Annotated in this window: 7 protein-coding genes; 5 read left to right on the forward strand and 2 right to left on the reverse strand. The window is 74.5% G+C overall.

The genetic code is table 11. The features are described from left to right. Together HW445_RS11230 and HW445_RS11235 are read right to left on the reverse strand one after the other, a co-directional pair. A partial coding sequence (locus HW445_RS11230; protein WP_180220880.1) for a YeeE/YedE thiosulfate transporter family protein occupies nucleotides 1-720 on the reverse strand: 720 nt, incomplete at its 3' end. A 358-nt stretch (nucleotides 721-1,078) separates the two neighbouring features. Continuing rightward, complete coding sequence (locus HW445_RS11235) at nucleotides 1,079-2,143, reverse strand: biotin/lipoate A/B protein ligase family protein (protein WP_180220881.1); 1,065 nt, start codon at nucleotides 2,141-2,143, stop codon at nucleotides 1,079-1,081. Nucleotides 2,144-2,355: 212 nt separating this feature from the next. On the opposite strand from HW445_RS11235, the gene HW445_RS11240 reads away from it, so the two are divergent. From HW445_RS11240 to HW445_RS11260, 5 genes are all read left to right on the forward strand, one after another. Further along, entirely contained in the window at nucleotides 2,356-3,594 is a 1,239-nt protein-coding gene (locus tag HW445_RS11240; protein ID WP_308798876.1) for a PP2C family protein-serine/threonine phosphatase, read from the forward strand. 63 nt (nucleotides 3,595-3,657) lie between these two features. Beyond that, a complete protein-coding gene (locus tag HW445_RS11245) occupies nucleotides 3,658-4,353 on the forward strand; it encodes a transcriptional regulator (RefSeq protein ID WP_180220883.1) in 696 nt (231 codons plus the stop codon). Then, the gene (locus HW445_RS11250; protein WP_180220884.1) at nucleotides 4,350-5,663 is read left to right on the forward strand and encodes an MFS transporter; all 1,314 of its coding nucleotides are present in this window, start codon (nucleotides 4,350-4,352) and stop codon (nucleotides 5,661-5,663) included. Before HW445_RS11245 ends, HW445_RS11250 begins: the two co-directional genes overlap by 4 nt. Nucleotides 5,664-5,718: 55 nt before the next feature. Next, nucleotides 5,719-7,515 (forward strand): gamma-glutamyltransferase family protein, encoded by a 1,797-nt coding sequence (locus HW445_RS11255; protein WP_180220885.1) that lies wholly within the window; start codon nucleotides 5,719-5,721, stop codon nucleotides 7,513-7,515. Nucleotides 7,516-7,828: 313 nt separating this feature from the next. Next, on the forward strand, nucleotides 7,829-8,513 hold a 685-nt coding region (locus tag HW445_RS11260), incomplete at its 3' end, for an NAD(P)/FAD-dependent oxidoreductase (RefSeq protein WP_180220886.1).

Here is an 8,513-nt window from a genome sequence, read left to right on the forward strand (position 1 = left end):
GCGCCGCGCCTGGACCCGCCGGGTGACCAGCACGATCAGTGCCAGCGCCGCGACGGTGACGGCCCAGGAGCCGAACCAGCCGATGTGGTCGGCCAGCACCACGGGCTCGAGCGCGGGCAGGTCCTTCCACAGGTCGAACTGCCAGGCGGCGAGCGTCGCACCGGCGATGAACCCGCCCAGGGTGAGCACCAGCGTGGACTGGCCGGAGCCCACCACGTAGAGGGTGCCCGAGGCGCAGGCGCCGCCCAGCTGCATCCCGACGGCGAACAGCACCGAGCCGATCAGCAGGCCCAGCCCCAGCGGGCCCGCGGACGGCGCGGGAGCCGAGCCGAACAAGCCCGTGCCGGTGCCGATGACCAGGGCGAACAGGGTGGCCGTCGTGCCCAGCAGCAGGGCGTGGGCGCGCAGGCCGGTGCCGTTGCCCACGGCGACCAGCTGCCGCCAGGCGGAGGTGAAGCCGAACCGTGAGTGGAACAGGCCGACGCCCAGACCGAGGCCCAGCAGGAGAAGGACGCCCGGCTTGGCGCCGTGCGTCGCCCAGACGTAGGCGGTGAGCGCGACGGCGAGCAGGGCCGAGACGGCCAGCGGCCCCTTGCGGACCGGCTTCAGAGGCGGGGTCGGGGGAGCGGGACGGGAGGTGAGGGCGGGGGAGAACAGGGCGGTGGCGGTCCGGGCGCGCGGCGGCGCGGCCGTCACCTCGGTGGGAGGCGCGGTGGTCAAGGAGGATCTCCGGGGTCGCGTGGGGGACGGAGCCGAGAGCGCCGGCAACCGTCGGCGGCGCGTGGGGCGCGGACGACGAGGCGCGCGTCAGCTGCGACAGAGAGCGTCGTCGACGCACCAGGCCGACGTCGCGAAGAGCGCGAGGCACAGCAGGGAGGCGGGTGCGGACATGCGGACGAATATACGGAGCGCGTTGCCTGTATGGGGCAACTGTCTCGCGATGTGAGCAAGGAGATGAGATGGCAGTCAGGTTCATGCCAGGTGCGTGCGGCCCCGCGGGGCGGGCGCGGCGGGAGGCCGGTCCCGCCCGGTGGCGCTCCCCGGCCCGCCGCGCCGTCCTCGCGCCGCCCGCCCCGGGTCAGGGCACCCGCGCCGTCCACTCCTCGGTGGCGAACCGGGTCCGCACCAGTTCCTCCGCGCGCTCCATCTCCGCCGCCGTGACCTCGCCGGCCGTCAGCCCGTAGCGGTTGCGGAAGGAGGCGATCATGTTCTCGATGACCTGCTCCCGCGCCAGCCCCGTCTGCCGGCGCAGCGGATCCACGCGCTTCTTGGCGCTCCGGGTGCCCTTGTCGGACATCTTCTCCTTGCCGATGCGGAGCACCTCGAGCATCTTGTCGGCGTCGATGTCGTAGGACATCGTCACGTGGTGCAGCACGGCGCCGGGTCCGCCGTCCGGGCCCACCACCCGTTTCTGCGCCGCGCCGGCGATCTTGCCCGCCTCGGTGGCGATGTCGTTGAGCGGCTGGTACCAGGCCTTGATGCCCATGTCGCCGAGGGCACCCAGCACCCAGTCGTCGAGGTAGGCGTAGCTGTCGGCGAAGGAGAGCCCGGAGACCAGGGCCTCCGGGACGGACAGCGAGTAGGTGATCGTGCTCATGGGCTCGACGAACATCGCGCCGCCGCCCGAGATCCGGCGCACCACCGTGATGCCGTGCCGGGCCGCGCCCTGCGGATCCACCTCGTTGCGCAGCGACTGGAAGCTGCCGATGACCACCGCGGGCGAGGCCCACTCCCACACCCGCAGGGTCGGCGGCCGGCGGCCGGCGGCCACCTCGGCGGTGATCACCTCGTCCAGCGCCATGTGCAGGGCCGGCGCCTGCGGACCCATGTGGACGAGCTGCCAGTCGTAGTCGCCCCACTCGGTCGCATGGGCCAGCGCGCGCCGGACGGCGATGCCGACGCCCTCCGCCGTCAGCCCCAGCATCACCGTCGACTCCGGCAGGGCCGCCGTGATCCGGGCAGCCAGTCCCGCTGCGTCCGTCGTGGAGGGGGCTCCCTCCAGGGCCTGGTTGATCGAGAGGATCGCCTCGTCGGGCTCCAGGAAGAAGTCACCGGCGACCCGCACGTCGCGCAGCACTCCTTCGTGGACGTCCAGATCGACGACGACCAGCTTGCCGCCAGGCACCTTGTACTCGCCGTGCACGGCTGTGCTCCCTTCCCGTGCGCGGCGTGTCCGGAGCCCGGCGCTCCGAGGACGGAACGGATGCGCACATGTTCTTGTCGCGGTCCGATTCTCCCGCCCGGCGGCCGGGCGCGCAGTCCCGGCCGGGCCGGAAAGGGGGCGCGGCTCCCCGCGGCCCGCGCATTCGTGGCGCGTGGCCGGGAACCCGCAGGGACGGGTACGGGAGGTGCGAGGTGGACGGTGACCGGGGACCGGGCCAGGACCGGGGGCCAGGCCAGGACCGGGGGCTGGGCCTGGACGAGGTGCTGAGGGCGGCCGAGCGTGCGGCGCCGGTGGAGTCGGTGGACGTGGTCGCCCGGAACCTGGAGCGCAGGTTCGCGGCCAGGGAGGTGTCCTTCCTGCTCGTCGACATGCTCGGGCGGGAAGCCGTACGGCTGCCCAGGAGCGACGGGGAGGGACGGGCGCGGGGCGCCGTGGACAGGCGCCCTCTCGCGGGCAGCGTCTACGAGAAGGTCCTGCGCTCGCAGCGCCCGCACGTGGAGGACGACGGCGCGGGCGGCGCCCGGATGGTCGCGCCGGTCACCAACCGGGGCGACCTCATAGGCGTGCTGGAAGCCGTCGTGCCAGAGGTGGACGACACGATCCGCGACGCGGTGGCACAGGCCGCGCACGCGCTCGCGTACATCGTCGTCACCGACCGCCGTTTCACCGACCTGTACCACTGGGGTTGGCGCACCTCGCCCGTGACCCTGGCCGCGGAGATCCAGCACCAGCTGCTCCCTTCGGCGTCCTGCTGCGAGGCCCCCCGGTTCACCCTGGCCGGAGGCCTGGTCCCGGCCGACGACATCGGCGGCGACACCTACGACTACGCCCTCGACCAGGACACCCTGCACCTGTCCATCACCGACGCCATGGGACACGACACAGCCTCCGCGCTGCTGGCCACGCTGACCGTCAACGCCCTGCGCGGAGCCCGCCGCGCGGGGCGGGGCCTCCTCGAGCAGGCCGCCGCCGCCCACGAGGCGATCACCCGCCACGCCCGCGGCATGACCACCGGCCAGCTCCTGCGCGTCGACCTGGCGGACGGCGCCTGCGAGATGGTCAACGCCGGGCATCCCTGGCCGCTGCGCCTGCGCGGCGGGCGGGTGGAGAAGCTGTCCGTCCACGTCGATCTGCCGTTCGGTGTCCCGGCCCCGGTCTCCTACCAGGTGCAACGGCTCCAGCTGGAGCCGGGCGACCGGCTGGTGCTGCTCACCGACGGCATGATCGAGCGTGGCGCCGGGGCCGTCGACCTGCCCGCCGTCGTCCGCGACACCGGCGCCGAGCACCCTCGCGAGGCGGTGCAGGCCATGACCCTGGCCGTGTACGACGCCTGCGGGGGAGAACTGCGGGACGACGCCACGGCGCTGGTGCTGGACTGGCACGACGGCACCGGGCGGGGGCGGCACCCCGACGGCACGCCGCGCGCCTGAACCGCCAAGAACTCTTTGCCAAGAACTCTTCGCAAAGAGTTCTTGGCGGTCTATGGTCGTCGCATGGGGAAGAGCGACGAAGTACGCCTGGACGCCAAAGGGCTGCGCGCCATGGCCAATCCGCTGCGGGTGCAGATCGTCGGGCTGCTGCGCAGGCACGGGCCCTCGACGGCGACCCGCCTGGCGCAGCGGCTCGGCGTGAACTCCGGCAGCGCCAGCTATCACCTGCGGCAGCTGGCCGAGGCCGGGTTCGTGGAGGAGCTCACCGACCGGGGCAACGCGCGGGAGAGGTGGTGGCGGTCGGCCCACCGGATGACCCGTTTCGACGACCGGGAACTGGCCGCCCGCGAGCCGGACGCCACCCGTGCCTACCTTCAGTCCGTCGCCGACACCTACGCCCTCCGCGCGCGGCAGGCGCTGGGCGAGGTGGAGACCATGCCGGCCGAGTGGCGGGGGGTCTTCGACATGAGCGACTGGGGGCTGCGGCTCACGCCCGGCGAGGCGGTGGCCCTGCGGGAGGAGCTGACCGCCGTGCTCGACCGGCACCGGCAGGAGGCCACCGAGGCCGCCGCGTCCGCGCCGGCGGAGGCGCGGACGGTCTCCGTGATCCTCCACATGCTGCCCGACCTCGTGGACGACGAGGAGACGGAGGGACACGGCCAGGACGCCCAGGACGGCGGACGTGGCGACGGCGGCGACGACGACGGCAGCGCCGACGACGGCGGCACGAGCGGGATACGCGGGGGAGAGGGCGCATGAAGGACGGCACGGGGGAAGCACGGCCGGCACGCCGGGACATGAGGCCGCTGGCCGGTGTCCTGGCCGCCATGGCGGTGTCGCTGACCGGAACCCGGGTGGCCGCGGTGGCCGTCCCGTGGTTCGTCCTGGTCACCACGGGCAGCGCCACGCAGACCGGCCTGGTCGCCTTCTGCGAGATGGCGCCCTACGTGGCGGCGAAGGCGCTCAGCGGGCCGGTGGTGGACCGGGCCGGGCCGCGCGTCGTCTCGTGGACCACCGACCTGGTCAGCTGTGCGGCCGCCTTCGCGGTGCCCGCCCTGCACGCCGTGGGCATGCTCCCGCTGCCCGCCCTGCTGGCGCTGGTGGCGCTGATCGGCGCCGCCCGCGGACCCGGCGACCTCGCCAAGGAGGTGATGGTCCCGGACGCGGCGGACCGCAGCCGGGTGCCGATGGAACGGGCCATGGCCTTCTCCGGCACCGTCGAACGGCTCGCCTCCACCGTCGGCCCGGCGGTCGGCGGCCTGCTGGTCGCGATGCTCGGCCCTCTCACGGTGCTGTTGGTCAACGCCGCCTGCTTCGCGCTCGGTTCACTGCTGGTCGCGGTGGCCCTGCCGCGCGCCGTGGGGCGGCCCGAGGCCCGGACGCCCGAGGCCCGGACGGAGGAAAGGGAGGGCTACTGGCGCAGCTTCGCGGCCGGCTTCACGCTGGTACGGCGCGACGGCCTGCTCCTCACCGTCGTGCTGATGATCGCCGTCACCAACCTGCTGGACGCCGCGCTGCTCTCCGTGCTGCTGCCGGTCTGGGTGAAGGAGTCCGGACACGACGCCACGCTGCTGGGCGCGACGATGGCGGTGTTCAGCGCGGCGGCCGTCGTCGGCAGCCTGCTCGCCGCCGCCTTCGCCCACCGGCTCAACCGGCGGCTGGTGGTCCTCGTCGGGTTCACCCTGGTCGGCGCGCCGATGCGGCTGGTCCTCCTGGGCGACCTGCCCGTCGCGCTGATCATGACCGTGTTCGTGATCGCCGGCCTCGGGGCGGGCTTCATCAACCCGGTGCTGGGCGCCGTCTTCGTGGAGCGGGTCCCGCGCGCCATGCTCGGCCGCGCCAACGCCCTCGCCGACTCGCTCGCCTGGGCGGGCATCCCGTTCGGCGGACTGCTGGCCGGAGCGGCGGTGGGCCTGGTCGGGCTGTCCCCGGCGCTGCTGGCCGGCGGCGTCCTCTACTTCCTGACCACCAGCCTCGCCGGACTCCGCCCGGAATGGCGGGAGATGGAACGGCCGAAGGACCGGCCCGCCGGTCCCGGAGGGCGTCTGGCGGGCGAGCCGGCGGGGTAAGCATCGCAAGGATCTTCGATCCGGTCCCGGTCCCGAACAGGAGGGAAGGCCAGCGGTGTTCACGACCCGGCCCACGCTGCAGGGCACCTTCGGCATGGTGTCGTCCACCCACTGGCTCGCCTCGCAGTCGGCGATGGCGGTGCTGGAGGACGGCGGCAACGCCTTCGACGCGGCGGTGGCGGCCGGCTTCGTGCTGCACGTCGTCGAGCCGCATCTCAACGGCCCGGCCGGCGAGGTGCCGATCCTCCTGGCGCCCGCCGGGGGAGAGGTCCGGGTGCTGTGCGGCCAGGGCGTCGCGCCCGCCGCGGCGACGGCGGCCCATTACCGCGCGCTCGGCCTCGAACTCGTCCCCGGCACCGGCCCGTTGGCCGCGGCCGTGCCCGGGGCGTTCGACGCCTGGATGGTGCTGCTGCGCGACCACGGCACCAAGGAGCTCGCCGACGTCCTGCAGTACGCCGTCGGCTACGCCGAGGACGGCCACCCGCCCGTGGAGCGCATGGCGCAGACCGTCGAGACGGTGCGGGAGCTGTTCGAGACGGAGTGGACCTCCTCCGCCGAGGTCTACCTCCCCGGCGGCGAACCCCCGCGTCCCGGCACGCTGTTCCGCAACCCGGCGCTCGCCGCCACCTGGCGGCGGCTGCTGGCCGAGGCCGACGCGCCCGGCGGTGACCGGGTCGCCCGGATCGAACGGGCCCGGGAGACGTGGCGTTCCGGGTTCGTCGCCCGTGCCCTGCTCCGGCAGTCCGCACGGCCCACCCTGGACACCAGCGGCGAGCACCACACCGGCGTCCTCACCGCCGAGGACCTGGCCTCCTGGTCCGCCGGCTACGAGGCGCCCGCGACCTACGACTGGCGCGGCTGGACCCTCTGCAAGGCGGGCCCTTGGAGCCAGGGACCTGCGTTCCTCCAGCAACTCGCGCTCCTCCCGGAGGGGTTGCCGCCCCACGGCTCGGCCGACCACGTCCACCTGCTGATCGAGGGCTGCAAGCTGGCGATGGCCGACCGCGAGGCCTGGTACGGGGACGCCGGCGACGCCCCGGCACCGCTCGCCGACCTGCTGTCCGCCCGCTACAACGCCGACCGCCGCCGGCTGATCGACCCGGCCAGGGCCTCCCTCGAGCTGCGCCCCGGCAGCCCGGGGGGACGGCCTCCGCGCCTGGCCGCGCAGGCCCACCTGACAGCCGACGACACACCGGAGTTCAGCGCTCTGGGCGTCGGCGAGCCCACCGTCGCCCGGGACGGCACGACCCGCGGCGACACCTGCCACCTCGACATCGTCGACCGCTGGGGCAACATGATCGCCGCCACCCCCAGCGGCGGCTGGCTCCAGTCCAATCCGGTCGTCCCCGAGCTGGGCTTCCCGCTCGGCACCCGGCTCCAGATGACCTGGCTGGAGGAAGGGCTGCCCAACACCCTCACGCCCGGCCGCCGGCCCCGCACCACGCTCACCCCGTCGCTCGCCCTGCGCGACGGCGTCCCCGTCCTGGCCTTCGGCACGCCGGGCGGGGACCAGCAGGACCAGTGGCAGCTCCACTTCTTCCTCGCCGTCGCCGCACGCGCCGAGGTCCGCGGCGGCCTCGACCTCCAGGGCGCCATCGACGCCCCGAACTGGCACAACGAGTCCTTCCCCGGCTCCTTCTACCCGCGGGGCATGCGCCCCGGCCGGGTCGTCGTCGAGGCCCGCACGGACCGGGCCGTGGTGGAGGAGCTGAGGAGGCGCGGCCACGACGTCGAGGTGGGCGACGCGTGGTCGGAGGGACGCCTGTGCGCCGTCGCCCGCGACCCCCGGACCGGGGTGCTGTCGGCGGCCGCCAACCCGCGTGGAATGCAGGGGTACGCGGTGGGGCGGTGACCGCGTCGCCGTGTGGTGGCCGCCCCGCGGCACGGTGACCGGCCCACGGCGTGGTGACCGAGTCACGAGGCGACGGTGGCGCCGCCGCAGGCCCACGAACGACCGATCATCAGATAACAGCAACAATGCGCGCCCGATCCGGGGGCGGCGGCGGTCGCCGCGCCTGCTCCGCCGACGCCCCGGAGGGCGAAGGGCCCCACCGACGATGACGGACGGTCAACGGAGGCCGCCGCCACCCGGTGTCGGCGCGGCGGCCTATCCTGATCACAGGAGGACACCGCCGACGAAGGAGTCCGAGGTGCCGTCGACATCGATACTCGACGCGGTCGTGGTGGGCGCGGGCCCGAACGGGCTGACGGCCGCCGTCGAGCTGGCCCGGCGCGGGTTCTCGGTCGCCGTGTTCGAGGCCCGGGACACGGTGGGCGGGGGAGCGCGCACCGAGGAGCTCACGCTGCCCGGTTTCCGGCACGACCCCTGTGCCGCCGCCCATCCGCTGGGGATCAGCTCGCCCGCGTTCCGCGCCCTGCCGCTGGACCGGTACGGGCTGGAATGGGTGCACGCCCCGCTGCCGATGGCGCACCCGTTCCCGGACGGCACGGCCGCCGTGCTCTCCCGGTCCGTCGCCGAGACGGCGGCCTCCTTCGGGCCCCGGGACGCGGGTCCGTACCGGAGGCTGACCGAGCCGATGCTGCGCCACTGGGACGCTCTGGTGCGCGACTTCATGTCACTGCCGCTCAGCGCGCTGCCACGGGACCCGGTCACGCTGGCCCGGTTCGGCCTCGCCGGGCTGCCGCCGTCGACCTGGCTGATGCGGCGCTTCCACGACGAGCGGTTCAAGGCGCTCTTCGCCGGCCTGGTGGCCCATGTGATGGCCCCGCTGGGCGGGTTCGCCACCGGCGCGGTGGGGCTGGTCTTCGCCCTGGCCGCGCACGCCCGCGGCTGGCCGTTCGCCCGCGGCGGCTCGCAGGCGATCTCCGACGCGCTGGCCGCCCACCTCG

The sequence above is a fragment of the Streptomyces sp. UH6 genome (assembly GCF_013421635.1).
GTDB lineage: Bacteria > Actinomycetota > Actinomycetes > Streptomycetales > Streptomycetaceae > Streptomyces > Streptomyces abyssomicinicus.